Raw genomic sequence first — 20635 nt, 5'->3', positions numbered from 1 at the left:
GAGAGAACATTGAAAAGGGGACGATTAATAGCGTTGTTCACGGCCGTCGTGCTGTTCGCGGGATGTTTCAAGGAGGTTTCGTACAGGACGGACTATGTGCTCAAGCCGCTTGTGCAGGAGAATTCGGGCGATGTCGCCCAATTGCTTCCCGAGGGGAAGGCGCAGGCTTTTGCCCATGCTGCCGACACGGTCTTTTGGGAGGTCGCTTCTTACGAAGACGCCCTGGCCGGGATCATTACGCGGCGGGACAACCCGTCCGAAAAGCAGACCGTGCCGCTTGTGACGGCCGAACCTTATGATCAGGAAGGAATTGCCGGATGGCTGTCGATGCGGATCGACAAACCGTCGGTGATGGTCGTTGCGGTCGATACCGAGCACAGGATTTACGGCTATACCCAACAGGAGATCGCCGAGAATTTCCCCAAGCTCTACGTTTCCGTCGTCTTCAAGCCGTGGAAGGAGGGGACGGAATACAAGGACGGCAATTGGATTTTCCGCAACCAGTTCTATGTGCCTCCGACCTATCTCGATTGTTACATCGCACCTTCGGTGCAGGCCGAGGAGGGCGGCGAAACGACCGAGCCTTCGAAACTCAAGGCCTATGCCTATGCCGTCGATACGACGGCGTGGAGGATCGCCTCGTACATCGACGCCGCGGCCGGAGTCATCACCTCGAAGAACGACCCGTCGCAAACCCGTTCCAACCCCAATTTCACTGCCTCGAAAGAGGAGTCGGGCGCTTACGGCATGGAAGTGAGCAGTCCGACGCTGATGGTGGTCGTGGTCGACCAGACCAACGAGGTTTACGCCTATTCGAAACAGGAGGTCGACCTCGACGGCGAGCCCGTGACCTTCCCGATCGTCTTCCGCACATGGCGCCCGGAATACCTCTATGTCGAGGAGGGCTGGCGCGTGGTCAATGAAAAGAACGCCGACCCGGAACAGGAGGGTTCGGATACAACTAAATGATAACGATGGATATCCGCAAAAGACATATCGTCCGCACGCTGCGTGCCGCCGTGCTGCTGCTTTTCGTTTCGGCTTTCCTGAGCCGTTGCGCGAGCATGATGACCCCCACGGGTGGGCCGCGCGATTCGCTGCCCCCGGTCATCGTGAACATGACGCCCGACAACTTTTCGACCAACCGGCCGCTCGTGAACCATGAGAAGATTTACATCGAGTTCGACGAGTTCGTGCAGCTCAAGGATCAGCAAAAGGAGTTCTTCACCTCGCCGCAGATGAAGAAGAAACCGCTCGTTTCGCTGCGTGGCCGTGGCGTCGTCATCCAGTTGCGCGATACGCTCGAGGCGAATACGACCTATTCGCTCAACTTCGGCAGCGCCATCCGTGATAACAATGAGGGCAACCCGCTCTACTCGATGCGTTATGTCTTCTCGACGGGGCCCGAGATCGACTCGATGGTCATGTCGGGTTATACGGCCGACAGCTATAAGGCCGACTCCGTGTCGAAGAGCTTCATCTGGTTCTTCCCCGCCGATTCGGTGGAAAACGTCGCCGAATACGACTCGACGATCTTCAAGTACAAGCCGGCTGCCATCGCCCGCGCCGAGAACAACGGTATCTTCATCGCCCAGAACCTCAAGCCGATCGCTTACCGCGTCTATGCCGTCCAGGACAAGAACGACAACCAGATTTATGAACCCGGTTCCGACCAGGTAGGCTTCCTCGAAGGTACCTACAACCCCCGCGAGCAACCCGATTTCGCCATGTGGTACGATTCGATCCGCCAATATGTCGTGGCCGAACCGCAGCTCTACCTGCGCATGTTTACCGACAAGGCGTTCCGGCGCCAGGTGCTTTCGCAGTCCGAACGGCCCCTGCAACACAAGGCGATGCTCTATTTCGCGGCCGCACACCCGCAGATCGAGCGTATCCGTTTCGACAGCATCCCCGAAGACCGGGTCATTTTCGACCCGCAGACCGTCGGGCGCGACACCATCGCCCTGTGGTTCAACATGCCTTCGTCGGCACTCCCCGATACGATCAAGGGCGAGATCACCTATTTCAAGCACGATACGGTCAATGTCCTGCAATCGGTCACCGAGCCCTTGAAGCTGGCCTGGAGGTTCATCGAAACCAAAGAGCAGGAGAAGGAGCGCGAGAAGCTCGAACGCGACCGCCGCAAGGCCGAGGCCGCGGGCGAGGAGTGGGTCGAGCCGAAGAAAGAGAACCCCTTTGCCTACAAACTCCCGCTGTCGGGCGAGGTGAACCCCGAGAACCATCTGACGATGGATTTCGACTATCCGCTTACGAAGCTCGATTCGGCCGCCATGCTCCTCACGCTTACGCATCCCGACAACAGCATCGAGGATATTCCCGTGCGTTTGGTGCGCGATACGGCGCAACTGCGCCGCTATTACATTCGTGCGCCCTGGAAAACCGGCGGGCAATATACCCTCACCATCCCCGAAGGGGCCATTACCGATGTGGCGGGATTTTCCAACGACTCGATCATCGGCAAGTATACGGTGCTCGACCCCGAGAAGTTCGCCACGGTGAAGATCCATGTCACGGGCAAGGACGACAGTTCGAAGTACATACTCCAGCTGCTCGACGGCAACAACGCCCTTAAACAGGAGAAGCGCGACGTTACCACGGGCGACTGGCAGTTCAATTTCGTCCCGGCCGGTGAAATTAAGTTCCGTGTCATCGAGGACAAGAACGGCAACGGCAAGTGGGACACGGGCAATGTGGTCGAACGCCGCCAGCCCGAACGCGCCGAAATCTATGCCAACGACGAAGGCGAAGACACCTTTGCCACGAAAGCCAACTGGGAGGTCGAGTTCTCGATCGACATGAACACCCTGTTCGCTCCCGTGACGATGGAGTCGCTTTCGCGCACGCTTGAGGAACGTGAGGCCCAGCGCCTGCGCCGCGAGGCCGAGAAACGCGCCAAGGAACCCAAGAAGAAGGGTCACAGCCACGATAACAACCAGAATAATAACCGCATGAACAACAGCATGAACTCCACGGGCGGCATGTTCAATAATTTCCGATAGCGCGATGATGAAGAGACGATTCAAAAACCTGTTGTTGTTCGCGGCTGCCGTATGCTGCTGGCATGGTGCTTCGGCGCAACATACGCTCGGTTTTACGGCCGGTTACGGCATGGCCAGCGCCCGCTTCGACCCCAAACAGGAGATGAAGGGGATGTGGGGTATCTATACCGCCGGCCTTACTTGGCGCTACTATGGTACGCAACGCTTCGTGGGCGGTTTCGGTATCGACCTCGAATTCCTGCAGCAGGGCTTCTCCTTTGCGACCAATGCCTCGCTGGTCGAGGAGCCGAAGGATTTCCGTTACTATACGCGCCATATCAATTCGGTCATGTTGCCTATCGTCTGGCAGCCCCATATCTATATGCTGCGCCACCGTGTGCGCGTTTACCTCGAAGCTGCGGCCACCTTTTCCTACCAGCTTTCGTCGGATTACGAGGATGAGAGTGCCAAGGCATCGGGAATGGCCGACTGGAAGGGGGATTACAACTACAAGACGGCCCGCGACAGCCGCTGGGGCTACGGGCTTGCGGGCGGCGGCGGTATCGCCTTTCTGATACGCCGCTTCGAGATCAATGTCCGCGCCCGTTATTACTTCGGGCTTTCGGACGTCGTCCGCAACCGCAACAAGTATGCGGACAACGGCATCGACGGTTCCGAAAACCCGTTCTGGACGACGCCCATGCGCTCGCCGCTGGACAACCTCACTATTTCGGTGGGGTTGAGCTACCGCTTCAACAAGGAGGGCTTCTCGACCTGGAAACCGCGTCCCAAACGCGAAAAGAACCGCGAAGTCTTCAAATACGGATTATAAATATTCAAGCCATGGAAACCACACGACAGCAAAAAATCGCCAAACAGATACAGAAGGACGTGGCCGAGATCTTCCAGAAGGAGGGGGCCGGCATCGTCCGCGGGGCGCTCGTCACGGTCACGGCCGTGCGTATCTCGCCCGATTTCGGCTATGCCAAGGTCTACGTCAGCATCTTCCCCTTCGACCGGAGTGCCGCGACGATGAAGGAGATCGAGCATCAGAACTGGTTTATCCGCAGAGCCCTCGGGCAGCGGATCCGCAACCAGGTCAAGAATGTGCCCGAGTTGCAGTTCTTCCTCGACGATTCGCTCGAATACATCGAGCATATCGAAGAGGCACTCAAGAGCGACAAGCCCGAATAGCTCCCGCTTCCCGACGCCATGTTGCCGCAGTTTTTCGCCCGCCGCTACCTTTTCTCGCCCAAATCCCGTTCGGTCGTCAACCTGATCTCGGGACTGAGCGTGGTAGCCGTCGCGATGCCTGTCGCTGCGATGATCATCCTGCTTTCGGTCTTCAACGGTTTCGAAAGCCTCGTGAAGTCGATGTATTCGGCCTTCGACGCCGACCTGACCGTCTCGGCGCGGCTGGGGCAGACTTTTCCTGCCGACGCGATAGATACGGCCGCCGTGGCACGGATTCCCGGGGTCGAAGCGTTTTCGTTCGTCCTCGAACAGAGCGCCCTGCTGGAACATGCCGGACGCCAGGCTACGGCGACGGTTCGGGGCGTCGACGATGCGTATGCCGCGGTATTTCCGCTCGACAGCGTCGTTTCCGCGGGCGAATACCGGGTGCGCCTGGGGGATATCGAACGCCTCGTCATGGGGCAGTCGATGACTTATATGCTGGGCATCCGCTCGCTTGCCGATGCCGATGTCAATGTCTACGCCGTGCGCCGGGGTTCGTTCTCCTCGCTGCTGCCTTTCGACAACTATACGCGGCGGACGGTGCCCCTCGGCGGGGTTTATTCGCTCGACCTGGAGACGGAGCGGACGTATGTCCTGGCGTCGCTGCGGCTGGCACAGGAACTTTTCAGCCATCCCGGCCGTGTTTCGGGGCTTGTCGTCCGCCTGCGCGAGGGCGCCGATGCGGAGCAGGTGCGCCGGGCCCTGGCGCGGCTGTCGGGTGACGATTACCGCGTCCGCACGCGCCACGAACTGCGGGCCTCGTTTTACCGGATCATGACCTATGAGAAATGGGGTATTTTCTTCATTTCGCTGCTGGTACTGGTCATCGCGTCGTTCGCGGTCGTCGGGGCGTTGGCGATGCTGATCGTCGACAAGCGGCGCGACATCGTGACCCTGCGTGCGCTGGGAGCCGACACGTCGCTCGTGCGGGCTATTTTCCGCAGCGAAGGGTTGCTCATCTGCGGCCTCGGCGCTGCGTGCGGGGCGTTGCTGGGCGTCGGGCTGAGTCTTTTGCAGCAGCACTTCGGCCTGATCGAAATCCCGGCCGAAACGCTTCTTGCCAAGAGCTATCCCGTCGAATTCCGCCCGGGCGACCTGCTGGCCGTGCTGGTGGCCTTCGGCCTTGTCGCCTATGTTATTTCGAACATTACCGTGCGCAGCATGGTGAAACATAATGCCTGATTATGAAACGCATTTTCCGTATATCGCTCTGCGCGTTCCTGCTGCTTGCAGGCGCCGCCTGTACCCGCCACAAGATTATCCCCGATGAGAAACTGGCGCAGATCTTCCACGACGCCTTCCTCACGAACGCCTATATCGGCGACGTGCGGGTCAATATCGACTCGCTGAACATCTACGAACCGATCTTCGCCCGCTATGGCTATACGACCCGCGATGTCTACTATACGATCGGGAACTTTTCGAAGCGCAAGAGCGCCCGTCTGGGCGACGTCGTCGAGATGGCGATCGATAAACTCGAAGCCGAGGGTAAATTTTACGACCGTGAGGTTGCCGTGCTCGATACGATCGACAACGTGGCCCGCCGTACTTTCACGCGTACGGTCTATGCCGATTCGCTGATCCGCGTGGGGTCGCTGCGCGATACGGCGCGCCTGCGGATCGCCGTCGATGTGCAGCCCGGCGAGTACGAATTGCGGCTCAAATACCTCGTCGACTCGCTCGACCGGAACGAGAAGGGGTTGAGGGGCGTCGTCTGGCTCGAAAACCGGGACGGCGGGCGCAGTAGCGTCTATTCCACGACGCTGCGCCGTAACCGGACGGAGAATTTCACCCGCCGTTTCACGGTCGATACTACCCACCGGCGCCTGCACCTGGATTTCCTGGATTTCCGCGAGAAACCCCTGCGTCCCTCGGTGACGGTGACCGGCCTCGAAATCGACTACATCCCCACGACGTCCGTTGCCGTCGACAGCCTTTACCGGCAACAACTCGACCTGCGAATCTTTGCCGATGAATTCCTCCGCGCAGCCATCCAGGCGGATAGGCTCTAACCTGCTCTGGACACCGCAGGGTCTGCTCCGCAATCCCCTGGTCGGGGTTGCGGCCGACGGCCGTATCCTCTCCGTCGGGACGTGTCCCGAGCCCGACCGGTGTCCCGGCACCGAGTTCTATGCCGGGGTGCTCGCTCCGGGGCTGGTCAATGCCCACTGCCACCTCGAACTCTCCTATTTGCTGGGGGCGATCCCCGAACGGTGTGGTTTTGCGGGGTTTGCCGGTGCCATGTCGCAGGTGCGGGAGCGCTTCTCCGCCGAACAGCGAGTACAAGCCGTCGAAGCCGCCGATGCCGCCATGTGGCAGGCCGGGATCCAAGCCGTAGGCGATATTTCGAACGGGGATACCGCTTTCGCCGTAAAATCGCGCAGCCGTATCGCTTACCGTACTTTCGTCGAGTTTTTCGGCCTGCGCGCCGCTTCGGCCGAGCACCTGCTGCCTCTGCTCCGCCATCCGCAAACCTCGCTGACCCCCCATTCGCTCTATTCGGTGCAGGATGCCCCCCTGCGTGCGATCGCTGCCCGGGGCGATGCCCCGCTTTCGATCCATTTCATGGAATCTCCCGGCGAAGCGGCGCTCTTCGAACACCGCGGCCCGCTGTGGGAGTGGTACGCGAAGGCCGGTTTCTCCTGCGATTTCCTGCATTACGGCTCCCCGGCCGAACGTCTCGTGGCCTGCGTGCCGCACGACCGCCGCGTGACCCTGGTGCATGACTGCTGCATAACGCAGCGCGACATAGACATCGTTATGGGCCATTTTACGGCGCCCGTATGGTGGTGCCTGTGCCCCCGTTCAAACCGCTATATCTCCGGCCTCGAACCCCCTGTGGAGCTGTTACGCCGCAATCGCCTCAATATTTGCCTCGGAACCGACTCGCTGGCTTCGAACGACCGGCTTTCGGTTTTCGAAGAAATGCGTATGTTCCCCGGCATCCCGCTTCCCGAACTGCTCGCCTGGGCTGCCGGGGGCGGTGCACAGGCATTGGGTATGGAGGATGCACTCGGCGAAATAGCTCCCGGCCGTCGTTGCGGCCTCACGGTCATTTCAGGGTTGGATTACGGCACGCTGTGCCTGACCCCGGCGTCGCAGATCCGCCGCATCCTCTGACCGGGATACTTTCCCTCCCCGTATGCGTGGTTATCGTGCGGATGCTTGCCGCCGGTAGATGAAAACAAAAAGGAGCTTCCCCCGTCGGGAAGCTCCTCGTATTTTGAGGCCGGATGCCTATTTACCCAGTGCGTTGCAGAGTTTCTGGTTGATCTTGCGGATACGTTCCGGTTCGACCTTCATCTCCTTGCGGTCGTAGGTCATCAGTCCGTTGACCTCCATTTCGACGTCGGTAGTCTGCGTGTATACGCCTGCCGAGAATCCGCGGCCGATCAGCTTGTAGAGCATTTCCGCATACTTTTCGTATTCGTCCGTCACCTCCTTGGGCGAGTTGAGACGGATATAGCCCCAGTTGCGGTCGGGTTCCCAGAGGTGCCCCTTCATCACGAAGCCGATGCCGCCGTACTCACCCAGCACCGTTGCGCGGTTGGTATCGAGCAGCGTCAGGCGCGGGTTGGGGTAGTGGTGCGTGTCGAGGATGTCGCCCGTAAGGTAATGGTTGCCGCCGCTGGCGGGGTTGACCAGGCGCGAAGGATCGTAAGCCTTCGTCCACTCTACGATTTCCTGGGTCTTGAACTGTCCCCAGCACTCGTTGAAGGGAACCCATACGCCGATCGAGGGGGACGAGTAGAGGTAGTCGATGATCTCTTTCCACTCCTTGCGGAAGTTGGCCTCCGATTCTGCCGAACGGTGCTTCTCCTCGCCCGTGAAATAGTTGTGCATCTGCCACTGCGGGCCGCGGTCGCCGCTGGGCATGTCCTGCCATACGATCATGCCGAGTTTGTCGCAGTGGTAGTACCAGCGTGCGGGCTCGACCTTTACGTGCTTGCGGATCATGTTGTAACCCAGATCCTTGGTCTTGATGACGTCGAATGCCAGCGCCTCGTCCGAAGGGGCCGTGTAGAGGCCGTCGGGCCACCAGCCCTGATCCAGCGGGCCGAACTGGAATACCGGCTCGTTGTTCAGCTCCAGGCGGACGATGTCGTCGGCATCGCGGCCGATCGAGAATTTACGCATGGCCGTGTAACTTTCCACTTCGTCTATTTTCTTGCCGTTGCGTACCAGGCTTACCTTCATGTCGTAGAGGAACGGTGACTCGGGGCTCCAGAGTTTGGGCTCGGCGACGGACAGTTCCACGGCGGCGCCGTTGAGCGAGCTGCCCTTGGCGACCTGCGTGTCGCCGTCGAAAAGCGCCACTTCGATGCGGTCTTCGGGCTGTGCGCCGCAAACAGGAACCTCGATGCGGAACGACTTGCGGTCGAGGTCGGGCGTTGTCTTCACCTGCTTGATATATTGCTGGGGCACTGCTTCGAGCCATACCGTCTGCCAGATGCCGCTCACGGGGGTGTACCAGATGCCCTCGGGGCGGTTCACCTGCTTGCCGCGCGGCTGGTAGCCGTCGTCGGTCGGATCCCATACGCGAACCCGGATGTCGTTGGCACCCTTTTTCAGGGCCGACGTGATGTCGAACTCGAACGGCGTATAGCCGCCCGTGTGGCTGCCTACGCTGACGCCGTTCACCCAGACGTCGGCTTTCCAGTCTACGGCGCCGAAGTGCAGCAGCACGCGCTTGCCGTTCCATTTCGCGGGTACCGTGAAGCTGTGGTTGTACCAGAGTTCGTTATCCTTACCCAGGCTTTTCCCTACGCCCGAGAGGCTCGACTCCACGGCGAACGGCACGAGGATCTGTCCCTGGAATTTGTCGGGGGTCTGTCCTATGGGCAGGATCGCATAGTCCCACAGGCCGTTGAGGTTTTGCCAGTCGCCGCGTACCATCTGAGGACGCGGGTATTCGGGCAATACGTTCTGCGGATCGAGCTTTTCGCCCCACTGGGTGCGGATACGGTCGCCCGCGGGTTGCCATTGCGCTACGCCGGCAAGGGTCGTCACCAGGGCGGCAGCGGTCAGGAGAATGTTTTTCTTCATACTTCGGGTTATTATTAGGTTAAAATTGTATTTCAAATCCGTACAAAATTAAGCCATCTTATCCGGAAAACAGTCCGCATATATGCACAAAAAGTATATTTATGCTTGGAAATGCGGTTTGAACTGCATTTTTACGGACTTTTCATGCGGGGCACATTTCTTCGTCCTCGGGGCCCCGGCTCCCCTATATCCCGAGGTGCTCTTCGAGCGTATGGCGCAGGTGGTCGCTGTCGAGGTGCGTATAGATTTCGGTGGTGAGGATGCTTTCGTGTCCGAGCATCTCCTGTACCTGCCGGATACTGGCGCCCCCTTCGAGCAGGTGCGTGGCGAACGAGTGCCGGAACGTATGCGGGCTGATGTGTTTGTCGATGCCGGCGCGTTGGGCGGCCTGTTTCAGGATCGTGAAGACCATCACGCGCGTAAGCTGCCCGCCCCGGTTGTTGAGGAATACGACCTCTTCGCCCGAACGTGCGCTGCGGCGCTCTTCGAGATAGCGCTGTATCTTGTCGCGTGCGACGGTGCTGATCGGCACCAGCCGCTGCTTGTCGCCCTTGCCGATGACGCGGATGTAGCCCTCCCCGAAAAAGAGGTCGGAAAGCCGTAGCGAGGTGAGCTCCGAGACGCGAAGCCCGCACGAATAGAGCACTTCGAGCATGGCGCTGTCGCGTATGCCCTTGGTCGTGCGCGTGTCCACGGTGGCGATGATGCGGTCGATCTCTGCGGTGGTGAGGACGTCGGGCAGGTGCCTCCCGAATTTCGGCGTGTCGACGAATTCGGCGGGCGACGCCTCGATCTGGTCGCTTATGAGCAGGAAATTGAAGAAGCTGCGGATGCCGCACAGGCAGCGGGCCTGTGAGGTTTTTTCGCGGCCGCGCTCGAAAAGCCAGCCCATGTAGCGTTCGATCATCGTCCGCTCGACCTTGCGGGGCGTCACGTCGTATTGGCGCAGGATGAAATGGGCGAATTGGCGCAGGTCGCGCATATACGATTCGACGGTATTCTCCGAGAGGCGTTTTTCGAGTTTGATATAAGTACGGTAACGACGTCCCGTCTCTTCCCACTTTTTCGTGTTTTCTGCCATCCTTTTCCTGCCTTATTTCCGAGATTATCGTTAACTTTGTACGGGCGAAGATACGTAAATTTTACATAATATGAACTATATATCCTTGAATATTGCCTTTTCGGACGACCTGCAGGCCGAGATCCTGACCGCCGAGCTGGCCGACTATCCCTTCGAGAGTTTCGAGGCCGATGCGGGGACGCTCAAGGCCTATATCCCTCAGGAGCAGCTGGCTGACTGTAAGGGTGAGGTCGACGCCTTGCTGGCGCATTACGGCGTGCAGGGACGCTATATCGCCATCGAGACGCAGAACTGGAACGCCGTCTGGGAGAGCAATTTCCCGCCTGTGGACGTCGAAGGGCGCCTGCTGATTCGGGCACCGTTCCATGAGCCTGCCCCCGCAGGGGTGATGGAGGTGGTCGTCATGCCCAAGATGTCGTTCGGCACGGGGCACCACGCGACCACCTGGCTCGTGTCGCGTGCCGTGCTCGACCTGGGTGTCGCAGGCCGCCGCGGGCTCGATATGGGCAGCGGTACGGGTGTGCTGTCGATCGTCGCCGCCAAATGCGATGCCGCCCATGTCGATGCGGTCGACATCGACGACTGGGCCGACGCCAACTGCCGCGAGAACATCGCTTCGAACGGCGTCGCCGACCGCATCGAACCGATGCTGGGCGACGTGCGCCGCATCGCCGGACGGCATTACGGCTTTATCCTGGCCAATATCAACCGCAATATCCTCACGGCCGACATGCCGGCCTATGCCGCAGCGCTGGAGCCGGGCGGCGACCTGGTGATGAGCGGTTTCCTGGAACAGGACGTCCCGGCGATAGTCGCCTGTGCCGGGGAACTGGGCCTGCGCCCGGTGGCGACCGCTGCCAGGGAGGGGTGGATGATGGTTCACGTGCGCAAAGGGTAGGTGAAGACGTACAAAGGGCGCGGGGTCGTTCTCCATACGCTCAAATACGGCGACTCGTCGATGGTCATCTACCTGCTGACCGACACCGGGGGGCGCCGCAGCTACATGGTGCAGGGCGTCCGCAGCCGCAACGGGCGGGGCTCGAAGCTGGCACTTTTCCAGCCGATGTTCCCGGTCGAGTTCGAAGGGCTCGAATCGTCGCGTCAGCAGATGCACCGTTTCAAGGAGGTGCAGGGCGGCTTCGTACTGCAAAGCCTGCCGTTCGACGTGCGCAAATCGACCATGGCGCTCTTCATGGCAGAGGTTTTGTACCGCCTCGTCAGGGAATACGACGAACCCAACCAGGCGCTTTTCGATTTTGTGTGGAACTGTGTCGGGGCGCTCGATTCGATGGACGAGGGGGTGGCCAATTTTCACCTCTGGTTCCTGGCCAACCTGAGCCGTTTCCTGGGTTTTTGCCCGGGCAACGACTACTCGGCCGGCGATTGGTTCGATATCCGAGAGGGACTTTATACCAAAACTCGGCCGCAGCACGTTAGTTTTATGACACAGGAATGTACGCGTATTCTGCGCGATATGATGGAGTGCGACGTGCGTTGCCTGGCCGAAATCGGCCTCAACCGCACGCAGCGCGTCGAGTTTCTCAATGCCGTGCTGGTCTATTTCGGCTATCACCTCGATGCCATCAGCGCGGTGCAGTCGGTGCGGATCCTGCGGGAAGTGTTCTAAGGGAATTGTAATTTTGGAGAGACCAAATAAAAGATAGGAGGGATAGTTATGAAAAGGATGTTTATTTTGGCGGCTGCCCTGCTTGCGGCCCTTGCGATTTCGGCGCAGGAACCCAATAAGTTCGGGCTGAAAAAAACCGATTCGCCCCGCTCGGGGAAGTATGAGCTTCCCGATTCGCTCCGTAACAAGTTCGAGCTTCCCGACTCGCTGGCGCATTTGTCGCCCTGGAAACCCGATTACCGTGCCGAGGGAAAGATGAAGGTCAAGCCTTCGGTTACGATGACTTCGGTGGTAGTGATCCAGAAGGAAAACCTGCCGTCACGTGTTACGGTGATCGACAACAATACGTTGCGTCTGGGACGCCATTTCACCATCTCGAACGGTCAGGCCTGGAACAACGGTTCCTTCCCCGATGCGTTCCTCGATGCGCGGACGATCTCGATGCCCCTGCCGCGGTAGGGTGTTGCTGCCCGTTCCGGAGGAATGCCGGTCCCGTCCGCACTTCGTTTAGGCGGGCGCAGTTTCCTGATGGTTCCGTGAACTGGAAGTCCCCCGGGACGGCAATACGAGGCGTATTGCAGGCACCTATCCGAACAGGAGCGTGAAGGTTACCCGGTTGTCCGTGTTGGCCGTCAGGCGCAGCGAACCCTTGTGCAGTTGCATGATACGGCGCGAGACGCTCAGGCCGATGCCCGATCCGTCGGGCTTGGTCGTGAAGAAAGGCGTGAAGATATTTTCGGTTACTTCGGCGGGGATTGCCCCGCCGTTGTTGCTAATCTCGATAACCACGTTTTCCTGCGGGTCTATGCGCGATGTGATTTCGATGCAGGCGTCCCGCCGCGTCCCTACCGCTTCGCGGGCATTCTTGAGCAGGTTCACCACCACTTGTCCGACCAGCATCTGGTCGGCATAGATCATCGTGTCCGCCGGCTCGACGTCGAGCCGGATGCGGATGCCCTCCGTAGCGATCAGTGTCATGGCGTGCTCCAGCAGTTCCCGCACCTCGAAGGGTGCTTTCTGGGGCGCCGGGATCTTCGTGAACCTGCGGAAATTCTCAACGAAGGCCATCAGCCGCCGGCTCGTGGCCGAGATCGTATCCAGCCCGTGCGCCACATCGGCATTCATCGTCCGGTCGATATGCAGCAGCGTGTCGCTCAGGGAGGTGATCGGCGCGAGCGAGTTCATGATTTCATGCGTCAGGATGCGCGTCAGCTTGCTCCACGATTCGATCTGCATCTCGCTCAGCTCGCTGTTGATGTCGCTCACGACCACCACGCGCAGCCGGCGTTTTTCGAGTACGATCTCCGAACATCCCAGCGACAGGCCCATTTCGCCCGTTTCGGTCACGCACGACACATGGTGCTTTTCGCCCGGGCGGATCGTCGTCAGTACCCGGTATGCCTCGGGAGCGGGCAGTTCCAGTTGCTGGATGTGGGTCAAGCGCGGCAGCCCGAAGATGCGCAGCGCCTCGCCGTTGGCCTGGTAGACGCTCCCCGCGTCGTTGATGGTGATAAGCCCTGTGCGTGCGTACTCCATGATCAGCTGGTAGTAGCGTTCCCGCTCTTCGACGCGTACCTTGGCGCGCACCAGGATCTCCTTGATACGGTTCAGGGCGGCGTTGAGCATGCCGTTGTCCACTTTCGACGGGTCTTCATGGAAGCGGAACGTGAAGTCGTCGTTGTCGATGGCGTTGAACATGAAGGTTACACGGCGTATCGAATCGCTGTAAAGCCCTATGAGACGGTATGCCGCGATCCCGATCACCGGGACGAGCAGGATCGCCAGCGGGTACCATGACCCCGTTACCACCCATCCGAGTGCTCCCGAAGCGGCGATGAGCAACGCCGTGTAACCGATTACGGGGCCGTAGGCTATTCCTTCGCGTTTCATAACCCGTAGCGTTTGATTTTGTTGTAGAGTGTCTGGCGTGTGATGCCCAGCTGCCGCGCCACCTCGGTCAGGTTGCCTGCGTAACGTGCCATCGCCTGCCCGATCATGCCGCGCTCCATCTCTTCGAGCGTCGAGAATGCCGGGGCCTGCACTACTTCCGGAGCCGGCCGCAGCAGCAGTGTTGCGGGGGTAATCCGCCTTCCGTCGCTCATGATGACGGCTTTTTCGACGGTATGCTGCAATTCGCGGATGTTACCCGCCCAGGGGTATTCGTCCATTTCGCGCACCGCCGCCTGGTCGAAACCCTCGATCGGTTTGTTGTACTTCGTGGCGTAGCGTTTGAGGAACATTTCCGCCAGCGGCAGGATATCTTCGCGGCGCTGCCGCAGGGGCGGCAAGTCTATATGGATCGTGTTGATGCGGTAGAGCAGATCTTCGCGAAACTCCCCCCCCGCTACCATCCCGAACAGGTCGCGGTTCGTGGCGCAGATGAGGCGGATGTCCACCGCTACGGGCGTGTTGCTGCCCACGCGGAAGATACGCCCGCCCTGGATGGCCGTCAGCAGTTTCGATTGCAGGTGGGGCGGCAGGTTGCCGATCTCGTCGAGGAAAAGCGTGCCGTGGTCGGCGACCTCGAATTTCCCGGCGCGGTCGGCCCGGGCGTCGGTGAAGGCTCCCTTGACATGGCCGAACAGTTCGCTCTCGAACAGCGTTTCAGGTACGGCTCCCATATCCACCGAAACCATCAGTTCGCCGCTGCGCGCCGAGCGGTTGTGTATCTCGCGTGCCAGCATCTCCTTGCCGGTGCCGTTCTCCCCCGTGATCAGGATGTTGGCGTCCGTGGCCGCAACCTTCTCCACGATCTCGCGGATGCGCGCCATGGCGGGGCTTTCGCCCCAGAACATCGGCTGCTCCGAGGCCAGCTCGCGCTTGATCTCCTTGAGCTGCTTCACCTCGCGAGCCGACCGCGCCAGGTTGTAGGCGTTGCGCAGCGAAGCCACCAGCCGGTCGTTGTCCCACGGTTTGACGACGAAGTCCACCGCACCGTCGCGCATTGCCCTCACGGCCAGGTCGATGTCGGCGTACGCCGTGAAAAGCACGACTTTGATATCCGGCCTGCGGGCGTGGATCTCGCTCAGCCAGTAGATGCCTTCGTTACCGGTGTTGATGCCCGCCGTGAAATTCATGTCGAGCAGTATCACGTCGATCTGTTCCTCGCGCAGGGTCGTCGCCAGCCGGTTGGGGGTGGGGAGGGTCAGCACCCGTGCGAAATATTTTTCCAGCAGCAGGCGCAATGCCGCCAGGATGCTGCGGTTGTCGTCCACGATCAGTAGTGTTCCCTCTTTTGCCATGGTGTTTCCGGTTTGTTTTGCGGTAAAATTAGCGTTAAAATCGTGAAATCGCCCCTTTGTGTCCACAAAATTTACAGGGGTGTAAATTTTTTTTACACTTTGTCTGATCTTTGTTTATGTTAATAGTTTGTAATACAGTTGTTTAATTCATTTGGCACGGGGTTGGCTCCGAAATGTCCCGAACGAACAATACCCGCTAATCAAGGATGAAACGACTGTTATTACTCCTCATTCTGTCAATTTTTTGGACACTCGCCGCGGCGCAGATATCCCTGCCCGCCGCCTCTGTGCAGCCGGATGCTGCGCCCGTTGCTCCCGTGGGGGCTTCGGCCGCAGATATTGCGGCAACGGAAACCGTCATCGTCGCGGATCCTGCCGTGGATTCTCTGTCCGACCCCGCCCCGAATGCGGCCGAGCCCGTCGTGCGTATGACCCTCGACGAGTGCATGGCCTATGCCGTCGAACACAGTCCCGTCGTGCGGCAGCAGGATTACACCAACCGCAACTATCGCCAGGACTATATCGAATCCGTGGCGGCGCTCGTGCCCTCGGTCAGCGGCTCGGTCAGCGCCACGACCAGTTTCGGCCGTTCGGTCGACCCCGAGACCAATACCTATACCGACGTTTCGAACCTTTCCAACAACTACGGCGTTTCGGGGCAAATGCCTGTTTTCGCAGGTTTTACGGGGATCAATACCATCCGTGCCGCGAAGGTGATGCGCCTGATGGGCGTCGAGGAGTTGCAGCGGGTCAAGGACGAGGTGGCGCTCAATACCATGCAGGCCTATTTCGACGTCGTCTATTACACCGAAAGCGTGCGCCTTGCCCGTGAACAGCTGGAAACCAGCACCGGCAACCTCGCCAAGAGCCGCAAGCTGCTCGAACTGGGGCTCAAGAGCGCTGCCGACGTGGCCGAGCAGGAGGCGCAGTGCGCTTCGGACGACTACCTGCTCACGCAGCAGGAAAACAACCTCGAACTGGCCAGGATCACGCTTGCCGAAACGATGAATTATCCGCCCGACCGTCCCCTGGGGATCGAGACGGCTCTCGCCATCGAGACCCCGGTTGGCACGGCGCCCTTCTCCGATGTGGTCGCCTATGCCCTCGACAACAATCCCAAAGCCCGCAGCGCCGGTTATAACGTGCGGCAGTCGAAGCTCCAGTATTCGGTCGCCCGGGGCGGCTTTTTCCCGTCGGTCTATGTCGGCGGCGGATACTCGACCAATTTCTTCATGAGCCTCGACGACCATTCGTTGTACGAGCCGTTCAGGAGCCAGTTCCGTGATAACCGCGGTTACTACTTTTCCGCCCAGCTCAACATCCCCATCTTCGGGGGGCTTTCGCGCCGCACGAGGACGAACCGCGCCCGCAACAACTGGCGGATCGCCGAGCAGCAGCGCGATCAGACGTTGCGTGCCCTGCAAAGCGAAATCGCCCAAAACTACCAGCAGATGCTCGGCTACGGCAAGGAGTTCGTGCAGGCCAGCAAAAAAAGCGCGGCCTCCGAGCTGGCCTACAACGCCGTCGCCGGCAAGTACGACCGGGGCATGGTTTCGGCGCTCGACCTTCAGACCGCCGCCAACAACCTGTTGCAGGCCCGCTCCGAACGGTTGCGCGCACGGTTGCAATACATTATCAAAACGCGCATGGTCGAGTATTACAACGGTGCGCCCCTGATCCGCTAACGAAAAACAGAAAATAACATGGACATCCGTATCGAAAAGAAAAAGGGCATCCGCGCCCTGTTTACCAAAAAAGGCATCCCCTATCTGGCCGGGGCGCTGTTCCTCGTCTTCGTGTTGTGGCTCCTGTTGCGCGACAACTCCTCGACGCTGCGCGTCGATGCCCGTACGATTTCCGTCGGGCAGGTCGTGCGCGGTGAATTCAACGACTATATCCGCGTCACCGGGCAGGTACAGCCCATCACCACCGTGCAGCTCAGTCCCCTCGAAGCGGGCATCGTCGAGCGGCTTGTGGTCGAGGAGGGTACCTCCGTCAAAAAGGGCGATGTGCTGGTCGTGCTGAGCAACACGTCGCTCACGCTCGAAATCTTGAACAGCGAGGCCGAGCTGGCCGAAAAGCAGAACATCCTGCGCAATACGCTGATCTCGATGGAGCAGGAGAAACTCTCGCTGCGGCAGGACAAGGCGCAGCTGGATCTCGACGTGTCGCGCAAGAAGCGGGCCTGGCAGCAGAACGAGGAGCTTTACAGGAACGCCCTGATCGCCCGCGAGGAGTGGTTGCAGTCGAAGGAGGACTACGAACTGGCCGAAAAGAAACGCGAGCTGAACATCGAGCGGCAGGTGCAGGATTCGCTCTACCGTTCGGTGCAGATCGAGCAGATGGAGGAGAACCTCGACAACATGAAGCGCAACATGCAGCTCATCCGCGAGCGCATCGGCAACCTCAACGTCAAGTCGCCGATCGACGGCGAAGTCGGCCTGCTGGACATCGTGCTCGGGCAGTCGGTCTCCACGGGGCAGAAGATCGGGCAGATCAACGACCTGTCGGACTACAAGGTCGAGGCACAGATCGACGAGAGCTACATCGACCGTGTGCGTGCCGGTCTCGAAGCCACCTTCGACCGTCAGGGCACCGACTACAAGGTGCGCCTGCGCAAAGTCTATCCCGAGGTGCGCAGCGGCCAGTTCCGAGCCGACTTCACCTTCCTGGGCGACCATCCCGAGAACATACGCAGCGGCCAGACCTACTACCTGCACCTCGAACTGGGGCAGCCTACCGAGGCGGTCATCATCCCCCGCGGGTCGTTCTACCAGACTACGGGCGGCGCATGGATCTATGTCCTTGCACCCGAGGGCGACAAGGCTTACAAACGCCCCATCCGCATCGGCCGCCAGAACCCGCAGTATTACGAGGTGCTCGACGGGCTGGAGCCGGGCGAGCGGGTCATCGTTTCGGGCTATGAGAATTACGGCTCGAACGACGTGCTGATCCTCAATAAATAATTTTCTGCTGAAATTTCTCCGCACCCGTCAAAACCGAATAATATGTTCCGTCAACTCAATTTCCGCTCGTTTTTCAACTTCCTGGGGCGCAACAAGCTCTATGCGGCCATCAATATCTTCGGGTTGTCCGTCTCGCTGATGTTCGTGATCCTGATCGCCGACTACACCCTTCGGCAACTTACGTGCGACGACTACCACGCCAAGGCCGACCGCATTTATGTCATCGGCAACGAGGAGCGCATTACGAGCGGTTATTACCTGCAGAAATACCTGCGCGACCGTTATCCCGAGATCGAATCGACCTGCGCCGTCGCAGTGTCGGGACAGTCCACCGACGCCACGCAGCCCGTCGAAGTCGGTCTGCAGAAGTATTCGGCCACGATCCTTTTTGCCGATACGACCTTCTTCCGGATTTTCGATTATCAGCTTCTGGACGGCGACCGCGAACAGGTGCTCGCCTCGCGCGACAACGTGGTGCTTTCCGAGTCGTTCGCCCGCAAGGTTTTCGGCACGTTCAACCCGATGGGGCAGGTGATCCGCTTCCCCGACGAGGAGAAGTCGTACGTTGTGAGCGGCGTGGTGCGGGATATCGACCGCTCGGTGATTCCCAATATGGACATCATCATGCGGGCCGAGCGCCTCTGCGATATCAATTCGGCCAATGACGAGCATATGAGTAATTCCGGTGCCGTGACGACTTTCATCCTGGCGCGTCCCGGTGCCGACCTGACGGCCAAGATACCCGATATGCTTGATTATTTCAAAGAGATATACTGGATCTACAAGGGCAATGTCTATCAGCATGTGACCCTTACGCCTTTGCGCGATGTCTATTTTTTATCCCAGAATAATGATGGAGGGTTCAACTACGGCAGTTGGCCCTTCGTGATGATCCTTTTCGGTGTGGGCGCCGTCATCCTGCTCTTCGCCGTGATGAATTATATCAACCTGACGGTTGCCCAGACCGGGTTTCGCGCCAAGGAGATGGCCGCCCGCCGGCTGCTGGGCGCCTCGCGCGGCGAAATCATCCTCAAACTGATCCTCGAATCGACATTCCTGTGTGTTGTGGCGTTCGTCATCGCGCTTTTCCTGGCAGCCGCGGTGGAGCCCGGCGCTTCGCGGCTGCTGGGGTCGAAAATCGGCGTCTGGCAGGATATGACGCCTGCCGTCGTGGCTTGCTATGCCGCGTTTATCGTGGTGCTGGGCGTCGTTGCGGGCTTTATCCCGGCGATGATGGTGTCGCGCTACAAACCCGTGGACATCGTCCGGGGATCGTTCCGCCACCGCACCAAGATGTTTTACAGCAAGGTGCTTATCACGATCCAGAACGTCATTACCATTGTCCTGATCGCCACCTCGCTGACCATTGGCCTGCAGATCCGCCACCTGATTTCTGCGCCGATGGGATATAATACGGCCGACATACTCGATGTCTCGACCGAGATCTTTACCGGAAAACCTCAGATCGCACAGTTCCGCGAAGAGTTGCTGCGCGAACCCTGCGTCGAGGCCGTCGCCCTGGGCTGCGGTACGCCCCACGACCGGGGCAACAACAATACGATGCAGTATGGCCCTGACCGGATGATCGGATTTCAGATATTCATCGGCGATTCGACCTATTTCCGGATACTGGGGCTGGAGCGGCTGCGCGACAACCACCTCGCCACACGCGAGGACGGAAACAATGCCTTGTTCGTCAACCAGTATGCCTTGCAGGCGTTGGGTATCGCGGAAGACGCGACCAATTTCAAGGTCGGTGAAAATTACACCTACAACTACGATATCGCCGGTGTCTACCGCGATTTCCAACTCGGTTCGGCGCTCGACGAACTGCAACCCGTGCTGCTGAAATATTATGACTCGCCGGAGGAATTCCTGAAAAAGGCGTATCCCTGGAATATCCTGGTCAAAATCCACGGGGACAAAACCGCGGCCTACAATACGGTCAAATCGGTATTCGAACGTATTTCCGACGGTGCGGTCTTTACCGGGGCGGAGTATATCGAGCAGGAAATCGAAGCCGACTATGCCCAGCAGCGGCGCATCCTGCACATCGTCGGCATCTTTACGCTCGTGGCGATCCTGATCTCGGCGCTCGGTCTGGTGGCCATGTCGACTTACTACATCCAGCAAAAGGAGCAGGAGGTCGCCGTCCGCAAGGTCTTCGGCTCGACGCGCGGTGAGGTGCTCACGCGCCTGGTGGGCAACTTCATGCGGCTGGTCGGCGCAGCGTTCGTCATCGCCGTGCCCGTGGCGTGGTACCTGCTCGAACGCTGGCTGCAGGATTACAGCGTCCGGATTTCGCTCTCGCCCCTCATTTTCCTGGCCTCGGGGGCTTTTGCCGCCGCGGTGGCATTCGTTGCCGTCTTCTGGCAGAGCAGCCGTGCGGCCGATTCCAACCCGGTCGACTCGATTAAAAACTAAAAAAGATACCCGGT

Annotated in this window: 17 protein-coding genes; 13 read left to right on the top strand and 4 right to left on the bottom strand. The window is 59.5% G+C overall.

Going from position 1 to position 20635, the window contains the following annotated elements; all coding sequences use genetic code 11:
* Window positions 1–9: 9 nt before the first annotated feature.
* Genes DW189_RS06135 through DW189_RS06105 form a run of 7 tightly spaced genes read left to right on the top strand, consistent with a single transcriptional unit; the run spans window position 10 to window position 7355 of the window.
* The gene (locus tag DW189_RS06135) at window positions 10–969 is read left to right on the top strand and encodes a hypothetical protein (protein ID WP_237957299.1); all 960 of its coding nucleotides are present in this window, start codon (window positions 10–12) and stop codon (window positions 967–969) included.
* A gap of 5 nt (window positions 970–974) precedes the next feature.
* Window positions 975–3020: an Ig-like domain-containing protein gene (locus DW189_RS06130; protein ID WP_117507535.1), complete on the top strand. Its 2046-nt coding sequence runs from the start codon at window positions 975–977 to the stop codon at window positions 3018–3020.
* 4 nt (window positions 3021–3024) lie between these two features.
* A complete protein-coding gene (locus tag DW189_RS06125) occupies window positions 3025–3831 on the top strand; it encodes an outer membrane beta-barrel protein (RefSeq protein ID WP_055201731.1) in 807 nt (268 codons plus the stop codon).
* Window positions 3832–3842: 11 nt separating this feature from the next.
* The gene (gene rbfA / locus DW189_RS06120) at window positions 3843–4193 is read left to right on the top strand and encodes a 30S ribosome-binding factor RbfA (protein WP_117507218.1); all 351 of its coding nucleotides are present in this window, start codon (window positions 3843–3845) and stop codon (window positions 4191–4193) included.
* 18 nt (window positions 4194–4211) lie between these two features.
* Complete coding sequence (locus DW189_RS06115) at window positions 4212–5417, top strand: FtsX-like permease family protein (RefSeq protein WP_117507217.1); 1206 nt, start codon at window positions 4212–4214, stop codon at window positions 5415–5417.
* Between the two features lie 2 nt (window positions 5418–5419).
* Window positions 5420–6247 carry a DUF4296 domain-containing protein gene (locus tag DW189_RS06110; protein ID WP_117507216.1) on the top strand — a complete coding sequence of 276 codons (828 nt, stop codon included), beginning with the start codon at window positions 5420–5422 and terminating at the stop codon, window positions 6245–6247.
* Entirely contained in the window at window positions 6207–7355 is a 1149-nt protein-coding gene (locus tag DW189_RS06105; protein ID WP_117507215.1) for an amidohydrolase family protein, read from the top strand. The genes DW189_RS06110 and DW189_RS06105 overlap by 41 nt, the downstream gene beginning before the upstream one ends.
* Window positions 7356–7472: 117 nt before the next feature.
* On the opposite strand, the gene DW189_RS06100 is transcribed toward DW189_RS06105, so the two are convergent.
* Together DW189_RS06100 and xerD are read right to left on the bottom strand one after the other, a co-directional pair.
* The gene (locus DW189_RS06100) at window positions 7473–9281 is read right to left on the bottom strand and encodes a glycoside hydrolase family 2 protein (protein WP_022332538.1); all 1809 of its coding nucleotides are present in this window, start codon (window positions 9279–9281) and stop codon (window positions 7473–7475) included.
* Between the two features lie 184 nt (window positions 9282–9465).
* Complete coding sequence (gene xerD, locus DW189_RS06095; protein WP_022332539.1) at window positions 9466–10362, bottom strand: site-specific tyrosine recombinase XerD; 897 nt, start codon at window positions 10360–10362, stop codon at window positions 9466–9468.
* 70 nt (window positions 10363–10432) lie between these two features.
* Between xerD and prmA the strand changes: the two genes are divergently transcribed.
* Genes prmA through DW189_RS06080 form a run of 3 tightly spaced genes read left to right on the top strand, consistent with a single transcriptional unit; the run spans window position 10433 to window position 12448 of the window.
* On the top strand, window positions 10433–11260 hold the full coding sequence (gene prmA / locus DW189_RS06090; RefSeq protein WP_117507214.1) for a 50S ribosomal protein L11 methyltransferase: 828 nt from the start codon (window positions 10433–10435) through the stop codon (window positions 11258–11260).
* Window positions 11261–11989, top strand: a complete 729-nt coding sequence (gene recO / locus DW189_RS06085; RefSeq protein WP_117507213.1) for a DNA repair protein RecO — start codon at window positions 11261–11263, stop codon at window positions 11987–11989.
* A 48-nt stretch (window positions 11990–12037) separates the two neighbouring features.
* Entirely contained in the window at window positions 12038–12448 is a 411-nt protein-coding gene (locus tag DW189_RS06080) for a hypothetical protein (protein WP_232045710.1), read from the top strand.
* 126 nt (window positions 12449–12574) lie between these two features.
* On the opposite strand, the gene DW189_RS06075 is transcribed toward DW189_RS06080, so the two are convergent.
* Both DW189_RS06075 and DW189_RS06070 read right to left on the bottom strand, forming a co-directional pair.
* Window positions 12575–13879, bottom strand: coding sequence for a sensor histidine kinase (locus tag DW189_RS06075; protein ID WP_117507211.1), 1305 nt, complete (start codon window positions 13877–13879; stop codon window positions 12575–12577).
* Window positions 13876–15231 (bottom strand): sigma-54-dependent transcriptional regulator, encoded by a 1356-nt coding sequence (locus DW189_RS06070; RefSeq protein ID WP_117507210.1) that lies wholly within the window; start codon window positions 15229–15231, stop codon window positions 13876–13878. The genes DW189_RS06075 and DW189_RS06070 overlap by 4 nt, the downstream gene beginning before the upstream one ends.
* Before the next feature lie 206 nt (window positions 15232–15437).
* Here DW189_RS06070 and DW189_RS06065 point away from each other — a divergent pair, with 206 nt between their 5' ends.
* The 3 genes from DW189_RS06065 to DW189_RS06055 are packed head-to-tail and all read left to right on the top strand — an operon-like array spanning window position 15438 to window position 20621.
* Window positions 15438–16916 (top strand): TolC family protein, encoded by a 1479-nt coding sequence (locus DW189_RS06065; RefSeq protein ID WP_232045712.1) that lies wholly within the window; start codon window positions 15438–15440, stop codon window positions 16914–16916.
* Window positions 16917–16934: 18 nt separating this feature from the next.
* Window positions 16935–18197: an efflux RND transporter periplasmic adaptor subunit gene (locus tag DW189_RS06060; protein WP_055212046.1), complete on the top strand. Its 1263-nt coding sequence runs from the start codon at window positions 16935–16937 to the stop codon at window positions 18195–18197.
* Between the two features lie 42 nt (window positions 18198–18239).
* A complete protein-coding gene (locus DW189_RS06055; RefSeq protein WP_117507208.1) occupies window positions 18240–20621 on the top strand; it encodes an ABC transporter permease in 2382 nt (793 codons plus the stop codon).
* The last annotated feature ends 14 nt before the right edge of the window (window positions 20622–20635 follow it).

The sequence above is a fragment of the Alistipes sp. AM16-43 genome, assembly GCF_003435745.1.
GTDB classification, from domain to species: Bacteria; Bacteroidota; Bacteroidia; order Bacteroidales; family Rikenellaceae; genus Alistipes; species Alistipes onderdonkii.
Note: the sequence above shows the minus strand (reverse complement) of the source record. Positions and strands in the feature narration are given on the sequence as shown.